Origin of the sequence: Cupriavidus nantongensis (genome assembly GCF_001598055.1) — a bacterium.
GTDB lineage: Bacteria > Pseudomonadota > Gammaproteobacteria > Burkholderiales > Burkholderiaceae > Cupriavidus > Cupriavidus nantongensis.
In genome coordinates this window covers 3,726,204-3,752,664 of the sequence record NZ_CP014844.1, presented here as the reverse complement: position 1 = coordinate 3,752,664, position 26,461 = coordinate 3,726,204, and the positions used below count along the sequence as shown (strand labels likewise).

The following is a 26,461-nucleotide window of genomic DNA, read 5'->3' as shown; positions in this document are numbered from 1 at the left end:
ACGGTCAGGCCGCCGATGGCAACCGGATATCCGCCAGGTCCCAGCGCGGTGTCACGCCATAACCGTATTCACGCCGTGCAAGTTCGGGCGCGGCCTGCAGCCGCATCGCGCCCGCAAACGCGATCATCGCGCCGTTGTCGGTGCAGAACGCCAGGTCAGGGTAATAGACCTCCAGCTTGCGCTGCCTGCCGAGCTGGTCCAGCCGTTCGCGCAGCTGCCGGTTTGCGCCGACGCCGCCAGCCACTACCAGCCGCTTGTGCCCGGTCTGCCTGAGCGCCGCCATCGACTTGGCCGCCAGCACGTCGACGATGGCATCGACGAAGGCGCGCGCGAGGTTGGCGCGGTCCTGCTCGCAGGTATTGGCCAGCTTGCGGGTTTGCGTCAGCACCGCGGTTTTCAGGCCGGCGAAGGAAAAATCCAGGTTGCCCGAATGCAGCATCGGCCGCGGCAGCTCGAACGCGCCGGGCACGCCGAACTCGGCCAGGCGCGACACTTCCGGCCCGCCCGGATAGCCCAGGCCGAGCAGCTTGGCGGTCTTGTCGAAGGCTTCGCCGGCGGCATCGTCGAGGGTTTCGCCGAGCAGCGCGTAGTCGCCGATGCCGCGCACTTCCATCAGCTGTGTATGCCCGCCCGACACCAGCAGCGCCACGAACGGGAACGGCGGCGGCTCGCGCGTCAGCAGCGGCGACAGCAGGTGGCCTTCCAGGTGGTGCACGCCCACCATCGGCACGTTCAGCGCAAAGCCCAGCGCATTGGCCACCGAGGCACCGACCAGCAGCGCGCCCGCCAGCCCGGGGCCCTGGGTGAAGGCGATGGCGTCGATGTCCTGGCGAGTGCGGCCGGCGTCGGCCAGCACCTGTTCCAGCAGCGGCAGCACGCGGCGGATATGGTCGCGCGAGGCCAGCTCGGGGACCACGCCGCCGTAGTCGCGGTGCATGGCGATCTGCGAGTGCAGCGCGTGCGCGAGCAGGCCGGCGCCGGTGTCATAGAGGGCGAGGCCGGTTTCGTCGCAGGAAGATTCGATGCCGAGGACAAGCATGGGAAGCATGACGACGTCTCCGGTCACGGAAACAGCCGTCGGAACAAGGGTTTGCGGGAAGCGCGCAGGGTAGCACAGCGGCGCGCGGCGCGCTTTTCGCTACAATCTGCCCTTTCTCAGGCGGTGGCAAGACACATGGATTCGCGAGGCGTGCAATGAGCGGGGCAGCCCAGGCCCGGACCGGCCGGTATGACGTGGCGGTACTGGGCGCCGGCGCCGCGGGCATGATGTGCGCCGCGGTGGCGGGGCAGAACGGCGCGCGCGTGGTGCTGATCGACCATGCCACCCGGCTCGCCGAGAAGATCCGCATCTCGGGCGGCGGCCGCTGCAACTTCACCAACCTGCAGGCCGGGCCCGCCAATTACCTGTCGTCCAATCCGCACTTCTGCCGCTCGGCGCTGGCCCGCTACACGCCGCAGGATTTCCTGGCGCTGATGCGTCGCCATGGCATCGCCTGGCACGAGAAGCACCGCGGCCAGCTGTTCTGCAACGACAGCGCCGAAGACGTGATCGCGATGCTGCGCGCCGAATGCGACACCGGGCAGGTGCGCTGGCAGACCGGCTGCACGGTCGCCGAAATCCGCCGCGAGGGCGACGATTTCCTGCTGCTCACCGCCGCGGGCACGGTGCGGGCCGGCGCGCTGGTGGTGGCCACCGGCGGCCTGTCGATCCCCAAGATCGGCGCCAGCGACTTCGGCTACCGCATTGCCCGGCAGTTCGGGATGGGCATCGTCGAGACCCGGCCGGCGCTGGTGCCGCTGACCTTCGACGGCAACGACTGGGCGCCGTTCGTGCCGCTGGCGGGCGTCTCGCTCGAAGTCGATATCGCCACCGGCAGCGGCAAGGCCGCGGGCGCGTTCCGCGAGGACCTGCTGTGGACGCACCGCGGCCTGTCGGGTCCGGCGGTGCTGCAGATCTCCAGCTACTGGCGTCCCGGCACGCCGGTCGCGATCGACCTGTTCGATGGCGAGGACGCCGCCGCCTGGCTGCTGGAGCAGAAAGCCGGCAGCCGCAAGCACCTGGGCAACCTGCTGGCGCAACGGCTGCCGTCGCGGCTGGCCGAGGCGTGGTGCGCGGCCGCGGGCGTCGCGGCGACGATGCCGCTGCATGACGTGACCGACAAGGCGCTGCGCAAGCTCGGGGCGGCGCTCAACGGCTGGCGCATCGTGCCGTCCGGTACCGAGGGCTATCGCAAGGCCGAGGTCACGCTGGGCGGGGTCGACACCCGGGCATTGTCGTCGTCCACCATGATGGCGCGCGACGTGCCGGGCCTGTATTTCATTGGCGAAGTGGTCGACGTGACCGGCTGGCTCGGAGGCTACAACTTCCAGTGGGCCTGGGCCTCCGCGGTGGCGGCGGGGCAGGCCGCGGCCGAGGCTGCGCGGCAGGGCCGGCCGGGGCAATCCGCAGCCTGAACCAGACTGCATTTGTACCGCTTGACGCACATCCGTCGCGTCCGTTGCACGCCACTTCCGCGCCAGATTGTTGGTGCTACAATCCAGAACTTCGTAACGCCGCCATCCCGAAAATACTTTCATTTTCCGGCCAAATGACTACGATCCGCCTCAAGGAAAACGAGCCTTTTGAAGTTGCCCTGCGCCGTTTCAAGCGCACCATCGAAAAGAACGGCCTGCTCCCGGAACTGCGGGCTCGCGAGTTTTACGAAAAGCCCACCGCCGCGCGCAAGCGCAAGAAGGCTGCGGCAGAGAAGCGCCATTACAAGCGCATCCGCAGCCAGATGCTGCAGAAGAAGCTGTACTGACGCCGGCTTCGCGCTTGCCCCCGACCCGCTGTGGCGTATGCTCGGCGGGTTTTTGCGTTATGGGCCTTGCAGCGGCGGCATCCGCCGCCATGTGTAAGTGCCTGCCCACTTTCTGGAAGATCACGATGTCCCTCAAAGCCCGTATCAGCGAAGACATGAAGACCGCCATGCGTGCGCGCGAGACCGAGCGCCTTGGCACCATCCGCCTGCTGCTGGCGGCGATCAAGCAGCGCGAAGTCGACGAACGCGTCGAACTGGACGACAGCGCCGTGCTGGCCGTGGTCGAAAAGCTGATCAAGCAGCGCAAGGACTCGATCGCGCAGTTCCAGCAGGCCGGCCGCAATGACCTTGCCGACAAGGAACTGGCCGAGGTCGAGGTGCTGAAGGTCTATATGCCCGCCGCGCTGTCGGATGAGGAAGTGGCCGCCGAGGTGCAGCAGGCCGTGGCCGCCACCGGCGCCGCCGGCCCGCAGGATATGGGCAAGGTCATGGGCGTGCTCAAGGGCAAGCTGGCCGGCCGTGCCGACATGACCGCCGTATCCGCGCTGGTCAAGGCCGCGCTTGCACCAAAGTAAATACTGATTTAATGGGTTGTAAGCGTGATGCGCGCAAGAAGCTGTTAAATCACAGGTGTTGCGCGCAGATGTGAAGCAATCCGGGCAGCCGTTCTGTGCTGCACTACAATATTCCGATAGCAGCCGGGCGCCGCACCGGTCACGCATTCCAAAAAGGGCCGCCCGCCGTGGGACGGCCAAGCCTCAGGACGGTCAGTCGGGTGATTCCGCAATCCTTTATTCAGGACCTGCTCAACCGTGTCGACATTGTCGATGTGGTGGGCAAGTATGTGCAGCTGAAGAAGGGCGGCGCCAATTTCATGGGGCTGTGCCCGTTCCATAACGAGAAATCGCCGTCGTTCACGGTGTCGCCGACCAAGCAGTTCTACCACTGCTTCGGCTGCGGCGCGCATGGCTCGGCCATCGGCTTCCTGATGGAGTTTTCCGGCCAGTCGTACCCGGAGGCGGTGCGCGAGCTTGCCCAGTCGGTCGGCATGACCGTGCCCGAGGAGCGCGACCGCCTGCCACCCGGCCAGCGTGCCGAACAGCAGGCGCGCTCGGTGGCGCTGTCCGACGCCATGACCCGCGCCACCGACTTCTACCGCCGCCAGCTGCGCGGCGCCCCGCAGGCCATCCAGTACCTGAAGGGGCGCGGGCTGACCGGCGAGATTGCCGGCCAGTTCGGCCTTGGCTATGCGCCCGATGACTGGCAGGGCCTGGAGGCGGTGTTCGGCAGCTATCGCGACGACAACGTGGCGGCGCCGCTGGTCGAGGCCGGCCTGCTGATCGAAAGCGACAAGCGCGACGCGGACGGCAAGCCGCGGCGCTACGACCGCTTCCGCGACCGCATCATGTTCCCGATCCGCAACACCAAGGGCGCGGTGATCGGCTTCGGCGGCCGCGTGATGGGGCAGGGTGAGCCCAAGTACCTGAACTCGCCCGAGACCCCGCTGTTCAGCAAGGGCACCGAGCTGTATGGCTTGTTCGAGGCCCGCCATGCGATCCGGGAAACCGGCTATGTGCTGGTGGTCGAAGGGTATATGGACGTCGTGGCACTGGCCCAGCTCGGTTTTGCCAACGCCGTCGCCACCCTGGGCACGGCGTGCACGCCCGTGCACGTGCAGAAGCTGCTGCGCCAGACCGACGCGGTGGTGTTCTCGTTCGACGGCGATTCGGCGGGCCGGCGCGCCGCCAGGCGGGCGCTCGAGGCGTGCCTGCCACACGTGGCCGACAACAAGACCATCCGCTTCCTGTTCCTGCCGGCCGAGCACGACCCCGACAGCTATGTGCGCGAAGAGGGCACCGAGGCCTTCGCCGCGCAGGTGCGCAATGCGATGCCGCTGTCGCGCTTTTTGCTGCAGTCGGTCACCGAGGAACTGGACCTGCGCCAGCCCGAGGGTCGCGCCCGTGCCCAATACGAGGCCAAGCCGCTGCTGCAGGCGATGCCGGCGGGTGGGCTGCGGCTACAGATCGTGCGCGAACTTGCCGATGCCACCGGTACGACGCCCGCGGAGATCGAGGCAATCTGCGGCCTGCGCAGCGACCCGGCACGGGTCGGGCGCTTCGCCCAGCCGCGCCCGCGCGCGCGCCGCCAGGCTCCGACCGGGCTGGAGCAGCGGGTGATCCAGTTGCTGATGTGCTACCCGGCGCTGTCGGCACGGCTGGACGAGGATGCGCGGGCGTTGCTGCTGGAAGGCGAGGGCGGCGACAGCGAAGTGCTGGCGCACCTGGTCAGCGCGTGCGACGGGGTCCAGGGCGAAGTGAATTTCGCGGCCTTCAGCGAGCACCTGGCCCAGAGCCCGTATGCCGAGGTCTATGCCGCGGCGCGCACGGCGGTATTGCGCGAGGAGATTGAAGAAGCACCTGCAACACAGGAATTCGATGCGGCCATCACCAAGCTGCTGGCCGAGCCGCTGCGGCGCGAGCTCGACAGCCTGCAGGCGGAAGTGGTCGCCGGCACGGCGGACGAGGCGGCCAAGCAGCGCATGCGCTGGCTGGTGGGCGAAATCCACCGGCGGCGCCAACTGGGCTGAGGCGCCGGCGGGCGCCCTGGCCTTCAACCGGGAGGCGGCAACAAGCGTTGGACAAGCAGTGGATCAGGGACCGGGCCCGGCCGCGCCGAGCTTAAGCCTTGATTTTTCAGGTGAAAACCTCACCTGACAGGGAGCCGGCTATGCGTGGCGTGCTACAATAGCCGGTTTGGATTGCGAAATCTTTCTCTCCAGTTCTGGTGAAAGTGAGCGTGCCAATGGCAAAGGCCAAAGCAACCGAAAGGGTTACCTCTAAAGCTCCCCAATCAGGGAGCGGCAAGGCGTCTGTGAAAACCACGGCGGCGAAGACATCGACCGCGACCGTCAAGACGCCAGCCCGGTCTGCGCCATCAAAGTCCGTGCGCCGCGCGCAAGCGCCCGCCGTGACGACTCCCACCAGAACCCGCACATCCGAAAAGACAAAGGCCTCGACTTCGGCACGCGAGAGCGGCAAGAGCGCCAGTACGAGCGGCAAGGTCGCCGCATCTGCAGCAGCATCTGCACCAGTGAAAGGCAAGAGTATCACCGTGGCGAAACAGCAGAATACCGAAGTCGAGAGCAAGCGAGCGGCAGCCGCCGGCGCCAAGAGCGGAGGCGCCAAGCAAGGCGCGGCCGCGACGGCCGCCAAGGCGCGTGCCGCGACACCTGCATCCGTTGCATCCGAGCGTCCCGCTGCGCCGGCAATCAAGCCGGAGCCGAAAAAGCGTGGCCGCAAGCCCAAGGCCGAGATGCAGCACGACGACAGCACAACAGACGACGTGACCGAAGAGTTTTACGAGAACGATACGCGCGCGGCGGCCACACCGGCCGCGGCGCCGAAGACCGAAAAGCAGAAAGCCAAGGACCGCAAGGCCAAGGAAAAGGCCCTGCTCAAGGAGTTCGCCTCGACCCAGCAAGGCACCGAGGAAGAGCTCGAGCTGCGTCGCCAGAAGCTCAAGGCGCTGATCAAGCTGGGCAAGTCGCGCGGCTACCTGACCTACGCGGAAATCAACGATCACCTGCCGGACGACATGGTCGATTCGGAAACGATCGACACGCTGGTCGCGACGCTGAACGACATCGGCATCGCCGTCTACGAACAGGCGCCGGATGCCGAGACGCTGCTGCTCAACGACAACGCCCCGTCCGCCACCAGCGAGGAAGAAGCCGAGGAAGAGGCCGAGGCGGCCCTGTCCACGGTCGACTCCGAGTTCGGCCGCACCACCGACCCGGTGCGCATGTACATGCGCGAGATGGGCACGGTCGAGCTGCTGACGCGTGAAGGCGAAATCGAGATCGCCAAGCGCATCGAGGCCGGCCTGAAGGACATGGTGATGGCGATCTCGGCGTGCCCGGTCACCATCTCCGAGATCCTGGCCCACGCCGAACGCGTCGCCAACGACGAGATCAAGATCGACGAGTTCGTCGACGGCCTGATCGACCCGAACGCCGAGGAAACCCCTGAAGCCCCGTCGGCCGCGGCCGCGGCGGCCGATGACGAGGACCTCGAGTCCGACGACGAAGAGGAAGGCGACGAGGACGAAGACGACGAAGGCGGTGCCGGCGCCGGCGCGTCCGCGCGCCAGCTGGAAGAGCTGAAGCAGAACGCGCTGGAGAAATTCCGCGTGATCGCCGAGCAGTTCGACAAGATGCGCCGCGCGTTCGAGAAGGAAGGCTACAAGTCCAAGCCCTACGTCAAGGCGCAGGAAGCGATCCAGGCCGAGCTGATGGGCATCCGCTTCACCGCCCGCAACGTCGAGCGCCTGTGCGACACGCTGCGCGGCCAGGTCGACGAAGTGCGCAAGCTCGAGCGTGCCATCCTGAACATCGTGGTCGACAAGTGCGGCATGCCGCGCTCGGACTTCGTCGCCCGCTTCCCGGGCAACGAGACCAACCTCGACTGGATCCACACCGTGGTCGCCGACGGCAAGGGCTACAGCACCATCGTCGAGCGCAACGTGCCGGCCGTGCATGAACTGCAGCAGAAGCTGATCGACCTGCAGGCGCGCGTGGTGCTGCCGCTGAAGGAACTGAAGGACGTCAACCGCAAGATGTCGGAAGGCGAGCGCCGCGCGCGCGAAGCCAAGCGCGAGATGACCGAGGCCAACCTGCGCCTGGTGATCTCGATCGCCAAGAAGTACACCAACCGCGGCCTGCAGTTCCTCGACCTGATCCAGGAAGGCAACATCGGCCTGATGAAGGCGGTGGACAAGTTCGAATACCGTCGCGGCTACAAGTTCTCGACCTACGCCACGTGGTGGATCCGCCAGGCCATCACGCGCTCGATCGCCGACCAGGCGCGCACCATCCGCATCCCGGTGCATATGATCGAGACCATCAACAAGATGAACCGCATCTCGCGCCAGATCCTGCAGGAAACCGGCAACGAGCCGGATCCGGCAACGCTGGCCGAGAAGATGGAGATGCCGGAAGACAAGATCCGCAAGATCATGAAGATCGCCAAGGAGCCGATCTCCATGGAAACGCCGATCGGTGACGACGACGACTCCCATCTGGGCGACTTCATCGAGGACACCAACACGCTGGCCCCGGCCGAAGCGGCGCTGCACGGCTCCATGCGCGACGTCGTCAAGGACGTGCTGGACTCGCTCACGCCGCGCGAAGCCAAGGTGCTGCGCATGCGCTTCGGCATCGAAATGAGCACCGACCACACGCTGGAAGAGGTCGGCAAGCAGTTCGACGTCACGCGTGAACGGATCCGCCAGATCGAGGCCAAGGCACTGCGCAAGCTGCGCCACCCGAGCCGCTCGGACAAGCTGAAGAGTTTCCTGGAAGGCAACTAAACGCTTCCAAGGGCCTCTAGCTCATGCCTGGTTAGAGCAGCGGACTCATAATCCGTTGGTGCCGTGTTCGACTCACGGGAGGCCCACCAATGCAGTGAAAAAGGGGTTACGGTAAATGCCGTAACCCCTTTTTTCTTGCCGCGAATACCCGCTGGCGACCTGCTCAACCCTGCGCCGCGGTCCCCATGGCCGGATCGCTGACCGTATGCCGGCCGGTCTCGACCCGGCCGGCGAAGCGGCGGTAGAAAGCCGGATCGGCGTCGCACGTCACCGCGAAGTCATACCATTGGCCGCTCTGCTCCAGCTGCCAGTGCTGCGACTTGCTGCCGTTGGCACCGACGGTGGCTTTCCATGGGCCATCGCCGCGGTAGGCCAGCGGCTCGATGTGGAAATGGCAGGCGCGGCCGCCGACGTTGATCAGGTCGACATAGACATCGCCGTTGGCAATGTCGTAGCAGACACGGATCTCGGGGGCGATGCCGGTTTCGCCGATGCGGCGGGTGTCGCCGCGGAAATGGCGATGGAAGCCGTTGGGTCCGAGCACCCACAAATCGTATTGCCCGCCATTGTCCTGGAACGCGTTCCAGGTATCGCTGAGCGACTTGCCGGCCTCGACCATATAGCGGCGCGGGATGCGTTCCAGGTGGAGGCGGTCGTAGACGTGGAACACCGCGGCCTGCGTGCCGGTGTTGGCGAACACCAGTTCGACCTGGCCCACGGCGCTGCAGCGCGCGCTGGTGTGCAGCTCATATGGCAGCGCGCGCGACGGGCGCGTGCCGGCGGCCTGCTGCGGCAGTTGCATGTCGGCGGGCAGCGGCACCGCGGGCAGGGCCTGCTGCGCGCGGCGCAGCTGGTCGGCGTCGCTGCGCGTGGTGCGGCCACCTAGCGTGGGCAGCGCCTCGTTGTTGGGCGTCCTGAAGTTGAAGGCGCTGGTCAGGTCGCCGCATACGGCGCGGCGGAACGGGCTGATATGGGGCTCGGCCACGCCGAAGCGCGCTTCCAGGAAGCGCAGCACCGAAGTGTGGTCGAATACCTGCGAGTTGACCCAGCCGCCGCGGCTCCACGGCGAGATCACGTACAGCGGCACGCGCGGCCCCGGGCCGTAGACGCGGCCGTCCGCCGCGGGCTGGGTGCGGCTGCCCGGCGGCGCCGGCTGGTTGAAGTACTCGGCCAGCATCTCGGCATCGCTCAGCGTCGACTTGCCGGCGAAGGTCTTGTCCGGATTCAGCGACGGCGCCGAGGGCGAGGGCACGTGGTCGAAATAGCCGTCGTTCTCGTCGAAGTTGACCAGCAGCACGGTCTTGCTCCAGACCTCGGGCACCGCGGTCAGCGCGTCCAGCACCTCCTGCAGGAACCAGGCGCCCTGCACCGGGCTGGAGGGCCCGGGATGCTCGCAGTAGATCGACGGCGCGTTGATCCACGACACCTGCGGCAGCCGGCCTTCGCGGATGTCGCGGCGGAAGGCATCGAGATACTCGTCGGGGCGGGTGCCGGGCAGGGTGTTGGCCACGCCCTTGTACAGCGGGTTGCCGGGGTTGTCGGTGGCGGCATCGTAGGCGTGGTACGGCAGCGGCTGGCCGGTGTTCGCATAGGGCGCGCCCGGCGCGCCGCCGCTGGAGACCGGATAGCCAGACGCCAGGTTGGCCTTGCGAAACTGCTGGAACGCGCCCAGCATGTTGTCGCCCCATTCGTCCGGCATGTTCTGGTAGCAGATCCAGCTGATGCCGGCGTCTTCCAGGCGCTCGGCATAGGTCTTCCAGGTGTAGCCGGTGTTGGCCGAGGCCGGCAGGCCGTCGATCGCGTCCCACTCGTTGTTGACGAAGGCGACGTTGGCGGCGGTGGGGCCATTGGTGCCGGTCAGGTGGAAGGCGCGGTTGGCATCGGTGCCGGTATGCATCGAGCAGTGGTACGCATCGCACAGCGTGAAGGCGTTGGCCAGCGCGAACTGGAACGGGATCTCCTGTTCCCTGAAGTAGCCCATCGAGGTGCTGGTCTTGTACGTCGGCCAGTTGGCCATGCGGCCGTGGTCCCAGGCCTGCTGGCTGTCCAGCCATGCGTGCGGAGTACCGGCGGCGCGCTGCGCGTTGTTGCTGGTGCCGTCGAGGTGGTACGGCGTCAGCACGGCGCCGTTGGCGCGCTGTTGCTGCCATACCTGGCGCGCGCCGGGCAGCGGGATGGTAAAGCGGTCGCCGAAGCCGCGCACGCCGCGCAGCGTGCCGAAGTAGTGGTCGAAGGAACGGTTCTCCTGCATCAGGATCACCACGTGCTCGACATCCTTGATGGTGCCGGTGGCATTGTTGGCCGGGATGGCCAGGGCCTTGCGGATGCTGGGCGGAAACGCGGCCAGCGCGGCGGCGGCGAAGCCGGTGCCAGCTGCGGCCTGCAGGAAATTGCGGCGAGAGACCATGGTCTTGTCGGAATGTGCGTGGGGACTGACGAAAGGGATCAGGGCGCGCAGCGGATCACCGGATCGGGCCGCTGGTCCGGCTTGCCGGGCTGTCCCGGCTTGACTGGCTGGGCGCTCGGCGCCAGCGTTGCGGTGGGCGACAGGGTGGGGCCGCCGTCGCCGCCGCAGGCGGCGAGCAATGCCGCGATCAGCATCGCGGCCAGGGTGGTGGGCAGTCTGCGGGGAAGCATGGAGTCACCTGGCTGGTTGGGGTGGCGGCTGCTGCGAGCCGGAGCCAGGCGAGTGTAGGAAGGGGCGGTGACGTGGCTATGACAGGGTTGGATGCCTTCCCGATGCCGTCCGCCAGGGGGCGGACGGCGGATACCGCGCTACTGCCAGAAGCCTGCGTGCGGTGCCGCGGCTTCGTCTTCCAGCACCGGCCCGACCACCTCGACCCTGCGCTGGCCGCGCGCAAACACTTCGCGGCACGGCAGCGAGAAGGTCGGGTTCTCCGGATGGTCGCCGGTCAGGCCCAGCAGCTTGTGTTCCGACAGCGCGTAGACCACGCGGCCGATGCCGGTCCAGTAGACCGCGCCCGCGCACATGCAGCACGGTTCCGCGCTGGTGTAGAGCGTGCAACCGGCGAGCTGTTCGGGCGGCAGCACGCGCGCGGCCTGCGCGGCGGCGACCAGCTCGGCATGCTGGGTCGGGTCGCCCTCGGGCGGCATCGAATTGTTGCCGGCGCTGGCGATGATATTGCCGGCCGCGTCGGCTACCAGCGCCGCGAACGGATGGCGGCCGCGGGCCCTGGATTCGTCGGACAGCGCAATCGACCGGCGCAGCAGCGCGAGGTCGAGTGGCGACAATTCGGCGCCGGACGGATCGGTGATTCGGGTCATGCTCGGGGTCTCCGGTTGTTGGGGAAATCAGGACAGGGTTGACTCTTCGGCCCGGTCTTGCCGCCGCGGCGCTGGCGTGGTGGCGTGCGTTGATCAGCATCACCACCTGCGCCGCCGACAGCCCGAGCGCGCTGCCCAGGATCAGCGGCACCGCCACCGCGCCATCACCAGCACATGCTGCAGGCCGAAGCTCGCCAGTTGGCGCAACGGCAGGATTTCATCGACCGGATGCACCGGCGTCGGGGTCTTCATGCACTTGTCTCCTGTTTCGATGGACGCCGCTGGCGCCTCTGCCGGGCGCGTCGGGCGGACCGCGGCTCGCGGGTTTGTGCGGGCTGGGCGCTTGCGGCATCATCTCCGCAATTTCATCGGGATAACAAATCAATACCTATCGATCTGGTCGATGGGTGGCGGGGAGGGGAAATGCGCTTTTCGCTGGACCAATTGCAGGTGTTCGCGCTGGTGGTGGAGACTGGCTCGTTCTCGGCCGCGGCGCGGCGGTTGGGCAAGACCCAGTCCACCATCAGCGCGGCTGTGGCCAACCTCGAGATCGACCTGGGCGTGCCCCTGTTCGACCGCAGCAGCCGCAATCCGGCGCTGACCGCGGCCGGCCGCAAGCTGTTGACCGAGGCCGAGGCGGTGCTGGAGCGCTGCCTGTCGCTGCAGTCCCATGCCGCCAGCCTGGCCGATGCCAACCCGCCCGGGCTGACGCTGGCGATCGAGATTCCGTACCACGCGGTGACGCCGGTGCTGGCGGAGTTCGAGCGCGAGTTCCCGTATGTCGACCTGACCCTGCGCAACCCGGTCTACGGCGATGTCAGCGAACTGGTGCTGCAGGGCGAGGCCGAGCTTGGCATCGCCTTCGCGCAGCCGCACTACGCGCCCGAGCTGGCATTCGTGCAGCTGGGCAAGCTTGTCATGGTGCACGTGGTGCATCCCGGCCACCCGCTGGCCGGGCGCGGGCAGGTGTCGTTCGCCGACCTGCACGCCTATCGGCGCCTCGCCTTCAGCGCGCATGCCGACAAGCTGCCCACCAGCGAATACCTGCGCGCGGCGCGGGTGTGGCGTGCCGAAAGCTACCTGGCGCTGGTGGAGATGGTGAGGAGCGGGCTGGGCTGGGCCACGCTGCCGCGGCAGCTGGTGCGCGAGGCGCTGGCGCGGGGCGAGCTGGTGGAGCTGGACCTGGCGGCCTATCCGTACACCGACTGGCTGGTCGGCGTGGACCTGATCTGGGCGAAGTCGGCGCGGCCGCAGGGCCGGGCCGTGCAATGGCTGCGGCAGCGCTTCCGCGACAACATGGTGTTCGAGGTGGACCGGCGCGGGCAGCAGACCGCGCGCTGAAGGGCCGCAAGGCGGTCGCCGGCGTGGCAGCGCCGGCGACCGGGTGGGGATGATCAGATCAGGTGGAAGACCATGCCCAAGGCGATCGCGCCGCCCAGGGTTTCCACTGCGGCAAGCGCGAGAAGGTTCTTCAGTACGAAAGCCTCTTCTTTCTTCGTCACCATGGTCTGTCTCCCGGTCATTGGACTAGTTTTACAGCACCATCGGCGGTGGCAATCCGGCGTGGGGCGGTGCCAGGGGCGTCGATGTGAGACCAGTAGACCGCATCCGGCCGCCGGCCGGAAGCTGGCGAAAACCCGCTCGGCGAAAACCCGGATTCCTACAGGCGTGTGACAGGGCCATGATTGACTGGCTTTGCAGGGCGCGCCCGCGGCCCACCCGCCACGGCGCATGCAATGGCCCGCATTTGGGGGATGCCCGAGTCGGCGCGATGCGCCAAGATCGACGGCGTGGGTGGTCGAACCGATTGCCCCGCTACCGCTTGAGCCCCGCTGCCTCCCCGGCACGCGGGGCTTTTCTACATGGGCCGGGCGCGGCTCAGCGCGCCTGCAGAATGGCCTCGATGCGCGCGGCGGCCTCGCGCAGCGGCGCCAGGAAGCGCGCTTCCAGGTGGGCCCGGTCGCGGCTGCCCAGCACCATGCTGAAGCCCAGCCCGGCCACCACCTTGCCGGCCTGGTCGCGCAGCGGCACCGAGATCCCGGCGTAGCCGTCGACCAGTTCGCTGACCAGCACGCAGTAGCCGTCGGCGCGCACCTGGCGCAGCGTGCGCGCCAGCGTGGCGCGCGAGCTGACCGTGAACGGCGTCAGCTTGCGCAGCGTCGCGCCCGCCAGGTAGGCCTCCAGCGCGCTGTCGTCCAGGCCGGCCAGCAGTACGCGCCCGAGCGAATGCGCATAGGCCGGCATCCGCCGTCCCAGCGCCATGTCGACGCGCAGCAGCTGGCGCGGCTCCTCGCGCGCCACCAGCACCACCGACTCGGCGTCGAGCACGCCCAGCGAGCAGCTTTCGCCCAGCGTCTCGCACAGCTGCTGCAGATAGGGCCGCGCCATCTGCGGCAGGCTCATCGAGGCGAAGTAGGCGTAGCCCAGCTCCATCACCCGCGGCGTCAGCGCAAAGTGGCGGCCGTCCTGCGCCACGTAGCCGTTGTGCTCCAGCGTCAGCAGCAGCCGGCGCGCGGCGGCGCGGGTCACGTCGAGCTGGTCGGCTACCTCCTGCATGGTCAGCCGCTCCGCGCCCGCACCCAGCAGGCGCAGCAGCGCCAGGCCCTTGCTCAGCGATTCCAGCAGTTCGTCTTTCTTGGCGGTTTCGGCTTGCGGCATAGGCGTCTGGCAGGGAGCGGTCGTGAGATGAACGATCAGGCACGTGCGGGTCGGTGCCGTCGCGGAGGGCTTGCGCCGACCGGCAGCATCTCCGTATGATAGCGTTTTCCGAACAAATGTTCGCAAAACGAAGTTCGCAAAAACGAATTCACGGAAAGCGTGCCGCCAGCGATGCGGGACGGCGCGACGAAAACCGGAGACAGCAATGAAGGTAATCACCGCGCGTGAAGCGGCGGCGCTCGTGCATGATGGCTGGACCGTGGCCAGCGCGGGCTTTGTCGGCGCCGGCCATGCCGAGGCCGTGACCGAGGCGCTGGAGCAGCGCTTCCTGCAGCACGGCCTGCCGCGCGACCTGACGCTGGTGTATTCGGCCGGGCAGGGCGACCGCGGCGCGCGCGGCGTCAATCATTTCGGCAATGCCGGCATGACTGCCACCGTGGTTGGCGGCCACTGGCGCTCGGCCACGCGGCTGGCCACGCTGGCGATGGCCGAGCAGTGCGAGGGCTACAACCTGCCGCAGGGCGTGCTGACCCACCTGTACCGCGCCATTGCCGGCGGCAAGCCCGGCGTGATGACGAAAATCGGCCTGCACACCTTTGTCGACCCGCGCACCGCGCAGGATGCGCGCTACCACGGCGGCGCGGTCAACCAGCGCGCGCGCCGCGCCATCGCCGAAGGCAAGGCGTGCTGGGTCGATGCGGTCGAGTTCCGCGGCGACGAATACCTGTTCTACCCCAGCTTTCCGATCGACTGCGCGCTGATCCGCTGCACCGCCGCCGACGCGCGCGGCAACCTCAGCACCCATCGCGAAGCCTTCCACCACGAACTGCTCGCGTTGGCGCAGGCCGCGCACAACTCGGGCGGCATCGTGATCGCACAGGTCGAAAGCCTGGTCGATCACCACGAGATCCTGCAGGCCATCCACGTGCCCGGCATCCTGGTCGACTACGTGGTGGTCTGCGACAACCCCGCCAACCACCAGATGACGTTCGCGGAGGCCTTCAACCCGGCCTACGTCACGCCGTGGCAGGGCGAGGGTGCTACCGACGATGCCGCCGCTGCGTCGCCCGAGGCCGGGCCGCTCGACGCGCGCACCATCGTGCAGCGCCGCGCGGTGATGGAACTGGCGCGGCGCGCGCCGCGCGTGGTCAACCTCGGGGTCGGCATGCCGGCTGCGGTGGGCATGCTCGCGCACCAGGCCGGGCTGGGCGGCTTCACGCTGACCGTCGAAGCCGGCCCCATCGGCGGCACGCCCGCGGATGGCCTCAGCTTCGGTGCCTCGGCCTACCCGGAAGCGGTGGTGGACCAGCCCGCGCAGTTCGATTTCTACGAAGGCGGCGGCATCGACCTGGCGATCCTCGGACTGGCCGAACTCGATGGCCAGGGCAACGTCAACGTCAGCAAGTTCGGCGAAGGCGAGGGCGCGCTGATTGCCGGCGTCGGCGGCTTTATCAACATCACCCAGAGCGCGCGCGCGGTGGTGTTCATGGGCACGCTGACGGCGGGCGGGCTGGAAGTAAGCGCCGGCGACGGCAGCCTGCAGATCGTGCGCGAGGGCCGCGTGAAGAAGATCGTGCCGGAGGTGTCGCACCTGAGCTTCAACGGCCCCTACGTGGCATCGCTGGGCATCCCGGTGGTGTACATCACCGAACGCGCGGTGTTCGAGATGCGCCCCAGTGAGGACAGCAAGGGCGAGGAGGGCGGCGAAGCGCGCCTCACGCTGGTCGAGATCGCTCCCGGGGTCGACCTGCAGCGGGATGTGCTCGACCAGTGCGCCACGCCGGTGGCGGTAGCGCCCGACCTGCGCCAGATGGATGCCCGGCTGTTCCAGGCCGGCACCATGCGGCTGTAACGGCCGCCGCACCAGAAACCGATTCTGATTCACCGCGATTCATCCGAGGACAAAGTCACACCATGCAGAACACCAGCCGCCGTACCTTCCAGCGCCGCCTGGGCGCCGTGCTCCTGAGCGCCACGCTGCCGCTCGCCGCCGCACCGGCTTTGGCCGAGACCTACCCGAGCAAGCCGATCCGGCTGGTGGTGCCGTTCCCGCCGGGCGGCCCGACCGATACCGCCGCGCGCATCATCGGCCAGAAGATGAGCGAAACGCTGAAGCAGCCGGTGGTGGTGGACAACCGCCCCGGCGCCTCCGGCACCATCGGCGCCGAAAACGTCGCCAAGAGCCCCGCCGACGGCTACACGCTGCTGGTGCTGGCCACGCCCACGCTGCTGGCGCCGCACCTGATCAACCGCAAGGGCTACGACATCTTCAAGGACTTCACGCCGATCGGCGCGGCCTATGACCTGCCGATCGTGATGGTGGTCAATCCCCAGGCGATGCCGGACGTGACCAGCCTGCAGCAGTACATCGCCAAGGCCAAGGCCAAGCCGGGCGCGCTCAACTACACCAGCGCCGGCAACGGCAGCTTCGGCCACCTGTCGACCGAGCTGCTGAAGAACCTGGGCAACTTCGACGTGCAGCACGTGCCCTACAAGGGCAGCGCACCGGCGATCTCCGACCTGCTGGCCGGCCAGGTGCCGATGATGTTCTCGGACATGATCGCGGCGCTGCCGCATATCAAGGCGGGCAAGCTGCGCCCGATCGCGGTGGGCTCGAACAAGCGCGTCAGCTTTACGCCGGACGTGAAAACGGTGGCCGAACAGGGGTTCCCGGGCTTCGATGCCACCGCATGGGGCGGGCTGCTGGCGCCGGCCGGCACGCCGAAGGAAGTGGTGGCGACGTTGTCGGCGGAGCTGAAGAAGGCGCTGGCCGATCCGACCGTGCAGCAGAAGATGCTGGGTGCCGGCACCGTGGCCGCCTATATGCCGCCGGAGCAGCTGGCCGCGCGCATGAAGGCCGACTACAGCAAGTGGGGCAAGGTGATCCAGGACAACGGCATCCGCGGCGACTGAGCGTGCGGATGACGAGCCGGCGGTCGCGCCGCGGTTCAGGCGGGCTGCCGGCCCTGGGGCTGGCTGTGGGGCAGGGCCGGCAGTGTCGGCATCGGCAGCGCGGCCTGGCGGCCGGCCGTGGCCAGTCCCAGGAACTGGCTGGAGGTGCGCAGGAACTGCTGGCAGGTCTGGCGAAACAGCTCGAAGTCCATGTCGGTCTCGATGTGAAGAAGCCGCGCGGTGGGGGGGGCGCCGCGCCGCCGGCATCTTGCTTGGCCGATATGACAATGTCTTGACAATGCGCGCGGGCGTTGGCTGCCGGCGCCGGCCTGTCGCGCCCGCCGCACGGCGGTGCCTGAGCGCCCACTGCGCGGGCAGAGATGCTAAAATCTAAGTCTTTGATTCTCTTGGCCAATTGCTGCAGCCAGCAGGGCCGCGCCGGAAGCTCGCCGGCGCCGCACGAGATTCAGGGCGAGATGAGTTCCAGACGCGTATCCGTTTGTGCCGGGTTCGCCTCCCGCCAATACCGATACCCATGACCACTACGAACGCACCAGAACCTACCACCGCGGCTCCCGCCGCCGTGCAGACCTTCGACAGCTTCGGCCTCGACGCGCGCATCCTGCGTGCCCTGTCCGAGCAGGGCTACAGCTCTCCCACGCCGATCCAGGCGCAGGCCATTCCGGTGGTGCTGCTGGGCAAGGACGTGATGGGCGCCGCGCAGACCGGCACCGGCAAGACCGCCGGCTTCGCGCTGCCGATCATCCAGCGCCTGCTGCCGCTGGCCAATGCCAGCGCCTCGCCGGCGCGCCACCCGGTGCGCGCGCTGATGCTGACCCCCACGCGCGAGCTGGCCGACCAGGTCTACGACAACGTCGCCCGCTATGCCAAGCACACCGACCTGCGCAGCACGGTGGTGTTCGGCGGCGTCGACATGAACCCGCAGACCGACGCGCTGCGACGCGGCGTCGAGATCCTGGTGGCCACGCCCGGCCGCCTGCTCGACCACGTGCAGCAGAAGTCGGTGAACCTGTCGCAGGTGCAGATGCTGGTGCTGGACGAAGCCGACCGCATGCTCGACATGGGCTTCCTGCCGGACCTGCAGCGCATCATCAACCTGCTGCCGGCGCAGCGCCAGACGCTGCTGTTCTCGGCGACGTTCTCGCCCGAAATCAAGCGGCTCGCCTCCAGCTACCTGAAGCAGCCGGTCACCATCGAAGTGGCGCGCAGCAACTCGACCAACGAGAACGTGCGCCAGGCGGTGTACCAGGTCGAGGACGGCCACAAGCAGGCCGCGGTGGTGCACCTGCTCCGGCAGCGCGCCGAGCAGTCGCAGTCGCGCCAGTGCATCGTCTTCGTCAACAGCAAGATCGGCTGCTCGCGGCTGGCACGGCACCTGGAGCGCGAAGGCATCAACGCCGCCGCGATCCACGGCGACAAGACCCAGACCGAGCGCATGCAGACGCTCGACGGCTTCAAGAGCGGCACCATCGATGCGCTGGTCGCCACCGACGTCGCCGCGCGCGGGCTCGACATCCCCGACATGCCGTGCGTGATCAACTTCGACCTGCCGTTCAGCGCCGAAGACTACGTGCACCGCATCGGCCGTACCGGCCGCGCCGGTGCCAGCGGCGACGCGCTGTCGATCTACGTGCCGGGCAATGACGAGCGCCTGCTGTCCGATATCGAGAAGCTGATCAAGCGCAGCATCCCGCGCGGGAAGCTCGAGGGCTTCGACCCCACCGGCGCGCGCGCCCGCCAGGCCGACACCGAACGCCGCCGCGAGCGCGGCGAAGTGCGCCGCGCGCGCGGCAGCGCCGACAGCGAAGAGCGTCCGCGCCGCCACGACCACGGTGCCAGCCGCCAGGCCTTCCGCGCCTCGGACGACCCGTTCTTCTCGCGCCCGTATGAGCCCAGCCCCGCCAGCGCGACGCAGGCCAAGGCCGCCGACGAAGTCGCCGCCGCACTGACGCGCGGCCGCCAGGCGCCCAAGCGGCCGGTGGCGGCCTTGCTCGGCGGGGTGCCGCGCAAGTCCTGAACGGATCGACGTTTGGCAGAGAATGGCCCGCTTGTGCGGGCCATTTGTTTTTGCGGCGGCTAGACCGATGCCGGCAGCGGCAGCGTGGCCAGCCGCTCACGCCAGCCGTCGGTTGCCCGCGCCAGCCAGTCCTGCACCGTGCCGGCAGGATTCGACAGGCCCAGGTGCGCGCCGGCCGCGCGCAGCGCGTCCAGCGGGGCGCTGGTGTCGATCGGCTGCGCGCCGCTCTGCTTGCTGAGCTTCTCGCCAAGCTGGTTCACCACCACCGGCACGTGCAGGTAGGCCGGCGTGGGCAGCCCCAGCAGGTGCCGCAGGTGGATCTGCCGCGGCGTGGAGTCGAGCAGGTCGGCGCCGCGCACGATATGCGTGATGCCCTGCAGGCCGTCGTCGACCACCACCGCAAGCTGGTAGGCCCACAGCCCGTCGGCGCGGCGCAGCACGAAGTCGCCCAGTTCGGTTTCGAGGTTCTGGCACTGGCGCCCTTGCCAGCGGTCGTCGAAGCACACGATGGCGGCCGGCCCGTCCGGCACGCGCACGCGCCACGCGCGCGGCAGCTTGCCGTTCAGCCCGTGGCGGCAGGTGCCGGGATAGCCCAGGGTCTGGTGGCGCTCGCGCACGTGCACGAGCGAATCGGCGATCTCCTTGCGCGAGCAGCCGCACGGGTAGAGCTGCCCCGCGGCATCGAGCCGGCGCAGCGCGTCGGCGTAGTGCGGTTCGCGCCGGCTCTGCCACACCGGCGGCTCGTCGGGCGTCATGCCGACGCGCTCCAGCGTGTGCAGGATGTCGTGGTCCGCGTCGCGCACGCAGCGCGGCGTGTCGATGTCCTCGATGCGCACCAGCCATTGCCCGCCATGCGCGCGCGCGTCGAGCCAGCTGGCCAGCGCGGTGACCAGCGAGCCCATATGCAGCGGCCCGGTGGGCGAGGGCGCGAAGCGGCCGCGATAGCCGCCCGCGGCAAGCGTTGGCTCGGTCCCTGCCATCAGCCCACCCTCAGCCGGCGAAGTCCGGTTGCTGCAGCAGCGCCTGCGCCAGGCGCGGGTCTTCCAGCTTGCCGGCCCACCACTGCAGCGCCTTGCCGCGGTTGCTGGTGCGCCAGGCCACCTTGAAGTTGCCCGGCGCGCGCACTTCGACGGTCTCGCGCGCCTGCAGCACGCCGCTTTCGATATGCGGCTGCGCCATCGGCGCCGGCAGCCAGCCGCAGCCGAGGCCGCGGATCTGCGCTTCGAGCTTGTCGCGCATGGTCGGCACCACCAGCACGTCCTGGCCGGCCAGCACGCCATGGGTGCGGGCCGGCAGGTTGCGCGAGGTATCGCCCACCGCGACGATGCGGTGCTTGGCGATCTGGATGGTGGTGAGCGGGCCGGCCTCGGTCGCGAGCGGATGATGCGCGGCGACCGCGAACACGAACGGCATCGACCCCAGCGGCCGGATCTGAAAGCCCTGCGTGCTGGGCGCGTCGTAGGCGCCGCCGATCACCAGGTCGGCGCGGTTGCTGACCAGCGCGTCCCACGCGCCGCCGAGCACTTCCTTGGAAAAGCGCAGCCGGGTCGCGGTGTTCTCGGCATAGAAATCGTGGATCACCGGCAGCAGCGCGCGGAAGTTGATCAGGTCGTCGACCACGATGGTGAGGGTCGCCTCCCAGCCGGTGGCCAGGCGCTTGACGCGCCGCGCCAGGTCGTCGGCGGCGTGCAGCAGGTGGCGGCCTTCGTCGAGCAGGGCACGGCCGGCGGGCGTGAGCTCGGCGCGATGGCGGCGCCGGTCGAACAGCAACACGTCGAGGTCTTCTTCCAGCTTGCGCACCACGTAGGTCAGCGCGGAGGGGACCTTGCCCATCTCGTGGGCGGCGGCGGCAAAGCTGCCCTTGCGTTCGATGGCGTCGAGGACTTCTAGGGATTCTAGCGAGAGTGCCATGTTCAGAAATTCTGAATGACTGCTTCTAAGTCGATCCCCGTCAATATACGCCTGAAGGCCTAAACTGCCTAGCATCCAAAGCGAAAACACATGCCGCAACACGGTTCTCCAGACGGTGCTGTCGGCGAAAAGGCTCAAGGAGGGCCATCAAAATGATTGAAATCAGAAAGTCCGCAGAGCGTGGGTACGCCGATCACGGCTGGCTGAAGTCCTATCATTCGTTCTCGTTCGCCGACTACTACGACCCGCAGCATGTGCAGTTCGGGCCGCTGCGCGTGATCAATGAAGACCGCGTCGCGCCGGGCATGGGCTTTGGCACCCATGGCCACCGCGACATGGAAATCATCAGCTACGTGCTGGAAGGCGAGCTGGCGCACAAGGACAGCATGGGCAACGGCAGCGTGATCCGCCCGGGCGACGTGCAGCGCATGAGCGCCGGCACCGGCGTGCGCCATTCGGAATACAACCACGCCGCGCACGACACCACCCACTTCCTGCAGATCTGGATCGTGCCGGCCGAGAATGGCATCGACCCGGGCTACGAGGAAAAGCACTTCGACGCGGCCGACAAGCGCGGCAAGCTGCGCCTGGTGGCGAGTGCCGACGGCACCGACGGCTCGGTGCTGGTGCACCAGGACATCCGGCTCTACGCCGGCCTGTTCGACGGCGACGAGGCCGCCACGCTGGCGCTGGCGCCGGGCCGCCGCGCCTATGTGCATGTGGCGCGCGGCCGGGTCACGGTCAACGGCAAGGCGCTCGAGGCCGGCGACGCGGCCAGGCTGGAAGACGTGGCCGAGGTCGCGCTGTCCGCCGGCGATGGCGCCGAGGTGCTGGTGTTCGACCTGCCCTGACACCGTTCGCAACCCGACGCGAGAGCCCGCCCCATGGCGGGCTTTTGCTTTTGCGCGGCGCGCCGGGGTGCCCGCGCGTAGCGCTGTGCTATCTTCTCGCTATGCATTGCGCCTGCGCCGGCACATCGCTGGCCAGTCGCGCCGGCCGGCCCGAACGGGCCGGCGTGCCCTTGGAGCACCCCGTACCAAGATGACCTTTGTTTCCATTCTCCTGGCGCTGATTGCCGAGCAGTTCCGCGCCCTGGGCCGCAACAACCCGATCTACGAGATCGTGCGCGCGCTCGGCGACCGCGCCGAGCACGCCTTCGACACCGGCCGCCCGCGCGACGCCGCGCTGGCCTGGCTGACCGTGGTGCTGCCGCTGACGCTGGCGGTGATCGTGGTGCACTACCTGCTGGCGTCGATCAGCGTGGCGCTGACGCTCGCGTGGAACGTGCTGGTGCTGTACATGACGCTGGGCTTCCGCCAGTTCAGCCACTATTTCACCGATATCCACGAAGCGCTCAACCGCGACGATCTCCATACCGCGCGCACGCTGCTGCACGAGTGGACCGGGCTCGACACGGTCGAGATGCCGGTGTCCGAAATCGTGCGCCATACGCTCGAAGCGGCGATCATCGCCGTGCACCGGCATGTGTTCGGCGTGTTTTTCTGGTTCCTGGTGCCGGTCGGCCCCGGCGGCGTGGTGCTGTACCGCACCGCCGAATACCTGGGCCGCCACTGGAACCTGCCGTCGACCGAGCGCAGCCCCGCGCTGGGCCGCTTCGCCGCGCGCGCCTTCTACCTGCTCGACTGGATCCCGTCGCGGCTGACCTCGATCGGCTTTGCCATCGTCGGCAACTTCGAGGACGCGGTCTACGCCTGGCGCAACCATGCGCGCAAGTGGAACGATGCCGTCAACGGCATCCTGCTGGCGAGCGGCGGCGGCGCGCTGGGCGTGCGGCTGGGCACGCCGCTGGCAGAGGACGATTCCACGGTGGTGCTGCGCACCAGCGTGGCCGGCCCGGCGGTGGACTATGCGCCCGGCATGGAAGACGCCGACGGCGCCAACGGCGGCCCGGAGCCGGCGCCGCCCGAGTTCGGCACCGAGCCGGGCGTGCGCACGCTGCAGTCGGCGGTGGGCCTGGTATGGCGCGCGGTGGTGTTGTGGATGCTGCTGCTGGCGATGCTGTCGCTGGCGCTGTGGGTGGGTTGAGCAGCGCCTGGCCGGCATGTAGCCGGTCGATCGAGGCAGGTTAGCCGCGCGCCGCGCCGCAGCGCCAGCATGCGCCGAACTGCGCCTCGTGCCATTCGCCGCAACGGTCGCATTGCCAGCTGGGCCCCGGCACCGGGTTGGCCGCGGCATTGAGCACCGCCCACGCCTGCGCCTCCATCTCGTCATCGACCAGCCACACCTGCGGCGCGCTCTCGCGGAACGGAATCTCGCCGGTAGCGCCGGCCAGCCAGGTATTGCGCAGCTCCGCCCGGATGCCGGCCGCGCGCAAGACGTTCTGGCAATGGGCCGCGTGGACGAGGGACGTGGCGGACAACAGCAGTTTCATGACAGCGCACCGTGAACCCAGGTGCGCTTACCTTACCACGGCTTCTGCTGGCTGGATTCGTGCAGCAGCTGCGTGTAGAGCTGGTGCCGGCGTTCCGAGATATCGCCGGCCGCCACCGCGGCCAGCACGCCGCAGCCGGGCTCGTTGACGTGATGGCAATTGTAGAAGCGGCACGACGTCAGCAGCGGGCGGAACTCGGGGAAGGCGCGTTCCAGCATGCCCTCGCTGAGATGATAGAGCCCGAATTCCTGGAAGCCCGGCGAATCGATCAGCGCCCCCTGGCGGCCATCGACCGTACCCCAGTCCTGCGGCAGGTGGTAGAGCCGGGTGAAGGTGGTGGTGTGCTTGCCCGAATCCAGCTTGGCCGAGATTTCGCGCGTCTGCGCGTCGACGCCCGGGATCAGCAGGTTCAGCAGCGACGACTTGCCCATGCCCGATTGCCCGATCAGGATGCTGGCCAGACCCGCCACGCGCGGCCGCAGCGCGGCCAAGGCCTGTGCCGGATCGGCGCGCACCGACAGCTCCAGCGTGTCGTAGCCCAGCCCGCGGTACAGCGCCAGGCGGCCGCGCGCCTCTTCCAGCCGTTCGGGCAGGTCGGTCTTGTTGAGCACCACCAGCGGCCGGATTTCGAGCGCCTCGGCCGAGACCAGCGCGCGCCCGAGCAGGTCTTCGGAGAAGCCCGGCTCGGTGGCCAGCACGATGATGACCTGGTCGATATTGGCCGCCAGCAGCTTGGACTTGAACTGGTCCGAGCGGTGCAGCAGGTTCTTGCGCGGCGCAACCCCGGTGATCACGCACTGGTCGGCGGCGGCGCGCTCGACGCTGACGTGGTCGCCCACCGCGCAGTGGCTTTTCTTGCCGCGCGGGAAGGCATGCATGCGCGATCCGTCGCCCAGTTCGACCACGTAGTGACGGCCATGGGCGGCGATGACCAGGGCGGATTCCGTCGTCGTGCCGGCATTGGTGCCGCCGCCGGCGTTGCGGTGACGCGTGGCGCGGCTCATGCGTGCGCCAGCAGGCGGTCGATCCGCTGTGCCGCGGGCGGATGCGAGTAGTAGAAGGCGCTGTAGAGCGGGTCGGGCGTCAGCGTGGAAGCGTTGTCCTTGTACAGCTTCACCAGTGCCGATACCAGGTGGCTGGCATTGGTCTGGTCGGCGGCAAAGGCATCGGCCTCGAATTCATGGCGGCGCGAGGTCTGGCTCGACAGCGGCCCCAGCAGGAAGGTGAAGACCGGCAGCGTCAGGAAGAACAGCACCAGTGCCAGCGCGCTGTTGGATACGCCCAGGTTGGGCGCCACCCCCAGCCCGGTGTAGAACCAGCTGCGCGTCGCCAGCCAGCCCAGCAGCGCCAGGAACACCAGGCTCAGCGCGAAGGTGACGGCGATGCGCTTGGCCACGTGGCGGCGCTTGAAGTGGCCCAGCTCGTGCGCCAGCACCGCCTCGATCTCGTCGCCCGACAGGCGCGACAGCAGCGTGTCGAAGAAAACGATGCGCTTGGCCGCGCCGAAGCCGGTGAAGTACGCATTGCCGTGCGCGCTGCGCTTGCTGCCGTCCATCACGAACAGCCCCTTGCTGGCAAAGCCGCAGCGCTGCATCAGGCTCTCGATGCGCTGGCGCAGCGAGGCGTCGTCGAGCGGCTCGAACTTGTTGAACAGCGGCGCGATAAAGGTCGGGAACACCACCAGCAGGAACAGGTTGAACGCCATCCACACCAGCCAGGTCCACACCCACCACAGCGAGCCGGCGCGATCCATCAGCAACAGCACCGCCAGCAGCAGCGGCAGGCCGAGCGCGCTGGCCACCAGCAGCATCTTGACCAGGTCGGCCAGCCACAGCCCGAAGGTCATCTTGTTGAAGCCGAAGCGCTGCTCGATGCCGAACTGGCCATAGAGCGAGAACGGCAGGTCGACCAGCCCGCCGATCAGCGCCACGCTGGCGACCAGCGCCACGCCATAGGCATAGCCAGGGCCGAAAATCTCCAGCCAGAACTGGTTGAGCCACTGCAGCCCGCCCAGCATGGTGAAGGCGATCAGCACCGCGGCGCCGGCCAGCACCTCCAGCATCGACAGCCGCGTGCGGGCGATGGTGTAGTCGGCGGCCTTCTGGTGCGAGGCCAGGCTGATGGTGTCGGCAAAGCGCGCCGGCACGGCGGCGCGGTGCTGCGCGACATGGCGCACCTGGCGCGCGGCCAGCCACAGCTTGGTCAGCACCATCAGCACCAGGGCGGCGAGAAAGACAATCGTGAACATCGGCAAGCGCCTTGTGGGTGCGGGCGCCCGGCGTTGCCCGACGGGTGCCCGTGGGGACCGCGCCGCGGGGTGGGCAGGCGGCGGTCCGGGAATTCCGGAAACGGCGCCGCGCTGGTGCGCGGTCAGCCATCCCGGACGGATATGCGAGAATTATAAATTGTTCGCGCCCGGCGCCGCCGCGGCCGCCTTCCCCCAAATCCCTATCTTCCGCAGTCCCGATGACAAGCCAAGCCGCCGCCAAATCCGTAAAAAGCGAAAACAACCTGATCTGGCTGGACATGGAAATGACCGGCCTGCAGCCGGATACCGACCGCATCATCGAGGTGGCGGTGGTGATTACCGACTCCGAGCTCAATATCCTGGCCGAAGGCCCGGTGCTGGTGATCCACCAGAGCGATGCCGTGCTCGACGGCATGGACAACTGGAACAAGGGCACCCACGGCCGCTCGGGCCTGATCGACAAGGTCAAGGCCTCGACCCTGACCGAAGCGCAGGCCGAGGCCGAGCTGCTGGCCTTCCTCAAGCGCTGGGTGCCGGCGGGCAAGTCGCCGATGTGCGGCAACTCGATCTGCCAGGACCGCCGCTTCATGGCGCGCTACATGCCCAAGCTGGAAGCGTTCTTCCACTACCGCAACCTCGACGTGTCGACGCTGAAGGAGCTGTGCAAGCGCTGGGAACCGGCCATCCACAAGGGCTTCGTCAAGCGCCAGCTGCATACGGCGCTGGCCGACATCCTGGAGTCGGTCGAGGAGCTGCGGTACTACCGCACCCACTTTATCCGCCACGCCGCGCCCGGCGCCGCAGCGCCCGACGCGTCCGCCACGTCCCCCGAGGCACCGGCCGCCGGCACGCCGGCGCAGTAAGCGGAA

The 26,461-nt window shown here is 68.3% G+C and carries 24 protein-coding genes and 1 tRNA gene; 13 read left to right on the top strand and 12 right to left on the bottom strand.

The features are described from left to right. Window positions 1-4 precede the first annotated feature (4 nt). Window positions 5-1,039, bottom strand: a complete 1,035-nt coding sequence (gene tsaD / locus A2G96_RS17295; RefSeq protein WP_062802231.1) for a tRNA (adenosine(37)-N6)-threonylcarbamoyltransferase complex transferase subunit TsaD — start codon at window positions 1,037-1,039, stop codon at window positions 5-7. A 155-nt stretch (window positions 1,040-1,194) separates the two neighbouring features. Here tsaD and A2G96_RS17290 point away from each other — a divergent pair, with 155 nt between their 5' ends. From A2G96_RS17290 to dnaG, 4 genes are all read left to right on the top strand, one after another. Further along, the gene (locus A2G96_RS17290; protein ID WP_062801292.1) at window positions 1,195-2,454 is read left to right on the top strand and encodes a BaiN/RdsA family NAD(P)/FAD-dependent oxidoreductase; all 1,260 of its coding nucleotides are present in this window, start codon (window positions 1,195-1,197) and stop codon (window positions 2,452-2,454) included. A 134-nt stretch (window positions 2,455-2,588) separates the two neighbouring features. Next, the gene (gene rpsU / locus A2G96_RS17285; protein WP_062801290.1) at window positions 2,589-2,801 is read left to right on the top strand and encodes a 30S ribosomal protein S21; all 213 of its coding nucleotides are present in this window, start codon (window positions 2,589-2,591) and stop codon (window positions 2,799-2,801) included. Between the two features lie 125 nt (window positions 2,802-2,926). Beyond that, window positions 2,927-3,376: a GatB/YqeY domain-containing protein gene (locus A2G96_RS17280; RefSeq protein WP_062801288.1), complete on the top strand. Its 450-nt coding sequence runs from the start codon at window positions 2,927-2,929 to the stop codon at window positions 3,374-3,376. Window positions 3,377-3,576: 200 nt separating this feature from the next. Then, entirely contained in the window at window positions 3,577-5,388 is a 1,812-nt protein-coding gene (gene dnaG, locus A2G96_RS17275; RefSeq protein WP_062801286.1) for a DNA primase, read from the top strand. Between the two features lie 106 nt (window positions 5,389-5,494). On the opposite strand, the gene A2G96_RS33395 is transcribed toward dnaG, so the two are convergent. Beyond that, the gene (locus A2G96_RS33395) at window positions 5,495-5,902 is read right to left on the bottom strand and encodes a hypothetical protein (protein WP_231909593.1); all 408 of its coding nucleotides are present in this window, start codon (window positions 5,900-5,902) and stop codon (window positions 5,495-5,497) included. Between A2G96_RS33395 and rpoD the strand changes: the two genes are divergently transcribed. Together rpoD and A2G96_RS17260 are read left to right on the top strand one after the other, a co-directional pair. Continuing rightward, window positions 5,892-8,168, top strand: coding sequence for an RNA polymerase sigma factor RpoD (gene rpoD / locus A2G96_RS17265; RefSeq protein WP_062801282.1), 2,277 nt, complete (start codon window positions 5,892-5,894; stop codon window positions 8,166-8,168). The two genes, A2G96_RS33395 and rpoD, sit on opposite strands and share 11 nt — an antisense overlap. A gap of 10 nt (window positions 8,169-8,178) precedes the next feature. After that, window positions 8,179-8,257, top strand: a tRNA-Ile gene (locus A2G96_RS17260). Between the two features lie 74 nt (window positions 8,258-8,331). Here the strand turns inward: A2G96_RS17260 and A2G96_RS17255 are convergent. From A2G96_RS17255 to A2G96_RS17245, 3 genes are all read right to left on the bottom strand, one after another. Further along, window positions 8,332-10,575, bottom strand: coding sequence for a phosphocholine-specific phospholipase C (locus A2G96_RS17255; protein ID WP_062801280.1), 2,244 nt, complete (start codon window positions 10,573-10,575; stop codon window positions 8,332-8,334). A gap of 38 nt (window positions 10,576-10,613) precedes the next feature. Next, complete coding sequence (locus A2G96_RS17250) at window positions 10,614-10,805, bottom strand: hypothetical protein (protein ID WP_062801278.1); 192 nt, start codon at window positions 10,803-10,805, stop codon at window positions 10,614-10,616. Window positions 10,806-10,943: 138 nt separating this feature from the next. After that, window positions 10,944-11,453, bottom strand: coding sequence for a nucleoside deaminase (locus A2G96_RS17245; RefSeq protein WP_062801276.1), 510 nt, complete (start codon window positions 11,451-11,453; stop codon window positions 10,944-10,946). Between the two features lie 423 nt (window positions 11,454-11,876). On the opposite strand from A2G96_RS17245, the gene A2G96_RS17240 reads away from it, so the two are divergent. Next, on the top strand, window positions 11,877-12,794 hold the full coding sequence (locus A2G96_RS17240) for a LysR family transcriptional regulator (protein WP_062801274.1): 918 nt from the start codon (window positions 11,877-11,879) through the stop codon (window positions 12,792-12,794). Window positions 12,795-13,331: 537 nt separating this feature from the next. Here A2G96_RS17240 and A2G96_RS17235 read toward each other — a convergent pair. Then, window positions 13,332-14,111, bottom strand: a complete 780-nt coding sequence (locus A2G96_RS17235) for an IclR family transcriptional regulator domain-containing protein (protein ID WP_062801271.1) — start codon at window positions 14,109-14,111, stop codon at window positions 13,332-13,334. A gap of 205 nt (window positions 14,112-14,316) precedes the next feature. Here A2G96_RS17235 and A2G96_RS17230 point away from each other — a divergent pair, with 205 nt between their 5' ends. Next, window positions 14,317-15,963 (top strand): acyl CoA:acetate/3-ketoacid CoA transferase, encoded by a 1,647-nt coding sequence (locus A2G96_RS17230; RefSeq protein ID WP_062801269.1) that lies wholly within the window; start codon window positions 14,317-14,319, stop codon window positions 15,961-15,963. 62 nt (window positions 15,964-16,025) lie between these two features. Then, window positions 16,026-17,024: a Bug family tripartite tricarboxylate transporter substrate binding protein gene (locus A2G96_RS17225; RefSeq protein ID WP_062801266.1), complete on the top strand. Its 999-nt coding sequence runs from the start codon at window positions 16,026-16,028 to the stop codon at window positions 17,022-17,024. Window positions 17,025-17,059: 35 nt separating this feature from the next. Here A2G96_RS17225 and A2G96_RS33910 read toward each other — a convergent pair whose 3' ends face one another. After that, window positions 17,060-17,215 (bottom strand): hypothetical protein, encoded by a 156-nt coding sequence (locus A2G96_RS33910; RefSeq protein WP_167354374.1) that lies wholly within the window; start codon window positions 17,213-17,215, stop codon window positions 17,060-17,062. Window positions 17,216-17,538: 323 nt separating this feature from the next. Here A2G96_RS33910 and A2G96_RS17220 point away from each other — a divergent pair, with 323 nt between their 5' ends. After that, complete coding sequence (locus A2G96_RS17220; RefSeq protein ID WP_062801264.1) at window positions 17,539-19,041, top strand: DEAD/DEAH box helicase; 1,503 nt, start codon at window positions 17,539-17,541, stop codon at window positions 19,039-19,041. Between the two features lie 59 nt (window positions 19,042-19,100). On the opposite strand, the gene gluQRS is transcribed toward A2G96_RS17220, so the two are convergent. Next, a complete protein-coding gene (gene gluQRS / locus A2G96_RS17215) occupies window positions 19,101-20,021 on the bottom strand; it encodes a tRNA glutamyl-Q(34) synthetase GluQRS (RefSeq protein WP_062801261.1) in 921 nt (306 codons plus the stop codon). Between the two features lie 10 nt (window positions 20,022-20,031). Then, window positions 20,032-20,952: a LysR family transcriptional regulator gene (locus A2G96_RS17210; RefSeq protein WP_062801258.1), complete on the bottom strand. Its 921-nt coding sequence runs from the start codon at window positions 20,950-20,952 to the stop codon at window positions 20,032-20,034. Between the two features lie 152 nt (window positions 20,953-21,104). Here A2G96_RS17210 and A2G96_RS17205 point away from each other — a divergent pair, with 152 nt between their 5' ends. Then, window positions 21,105-21,803, top strand: coding sequence for a pirin family protein (locus A2G96_RS17205; RefSeq protein ID WP_062801256.1), 699 nt, complete (start codon window positions 21,105-21,107; stop codon window positions 21,801-21,803). A 190-nt stretch (window positions 21,804-21,993) separates the two neighbouring features. Beyond that, window positions 21,994-22,998, top strand: a complete 1,005-nt coding sequence (locus A2G96_RS17200; RefSeq protein WP_062801254.1) for a CobD/CbiB family protein — start codon at window positions 21,994-21,996, stop codon at window positions 22,996-22,998. 40 nt (window positions 22,999-23,038) lie between these two features. Here the strand turns inward: A2G96_RS17200 and A2G96_RS17195 are convergent, their stop codons facing one another. From A2G96_RS17195 to A2G96_RS17185, 3 genes are read right to left on the bottom strand one after another with little or no spacing between them, the layout of a single operon-like run. After that, window positions 23,039-23,344: a putative signal transducing protein gene (locus tag A2G96_RS17195; RefSeq protein ID WP_062801252.1), complete on the bottom strand. Its 306-nt coding sequence runs from the start codon at window positions 23,342-23,344 to the stop codon at window positions 23,039-23,041. 32 nt (window positions 23,345-23,376) lie between these two features. After that, entirely contained in the window at window positions 23,377-24,348 is a 972-nt protein-coding gene (rsgA, locus tag A2G96_RS17190; protein WP_062801249.1) for a ribosome small subunit-dependent GTPase A, read from the bottom strand. Beyond that, window positions 24,345-25,592, bottom strand: coding sequence for a M48 family metallopeptidase (locus A2G96_RS17185; protein ID WP_062801247.1), 1,248 nt, complete (start codon window positions 25,590-25,592; stop codon window positions 24,345-24,347). The genes rsgA and A2G96_RS17185 overlap by 4 nt, the downstream gene beginning before the upstream one ends. 218 nt (window positions 25,593-25,810) lie before the next feature. Between A2G96_RS17185 and orn the strand changes: the two genes are divergently transcribed. Continuing rightward, window positions 25,811-26,455, top strand: a complete 645-nt coding sequence (orn, locus tag A2G96_RS17180) for an oligoribonuclease (RefSeq protein ID WP_062801245.1) — start codon at window positions 25,811-25,813, stop codon at window positions 26,453-26,455. The last annotated feature ends 6 nt before the right edge of the window (window positions 26,456-26,461 follow it).